The sequence below is a fragment of the Sedimentibacter sp. B4 genome, assembly GCF_000309315.1.
Taxonomy (GTDB): domain Bacteria; phylum Bacillota; class Clostridia; order Tissierellales; family Sedimentibacteraceae; genus Sedimentibacter; species Sedimentibacter saalensis.
In genome coordinates, this window is record NZ_CANG01001058.1 from 1 (window position 1) to 239 (window position 239).

Annotated in this window: 1 protein-coding gene; it reads left to right on the forward strand. The window is 67.8% G+C overall.

Going from position 1 to position 239, the window contains the following annotated elements:
• The coding region (locus tag BN358_RS28125) for an MBL fold metallo-hydrolase (protein ID WP_232233427.1) at nucleotides 1-239 on the forward strand (239 nt) is incomplete at both ends.

Below are 239 nucleotides of genomic sequence, written 5' to 3' on the forward strand. Positions count from 1 at the left end.
TGTTGTTCCCGCTGGCGCCGGTGGGGACGGCGTCGGGACTCCTCACCTTCGAGCCGCTGCCGCGTCTCGACGTCTCGTCGTCTAGGCTGTCGCGCGTGTTTCTGGCTTCTTTCGCGACGGGCCACTGGCAGGCCAACTGCTACGTGGTCGCTGCGCCCGGTGTGGCGGATTGTGTGGTCATCGATCCGGGGCAGGACGCAGCTCCCAGCATCCGGCAGGTGCTGGGGGACACCAGCTCA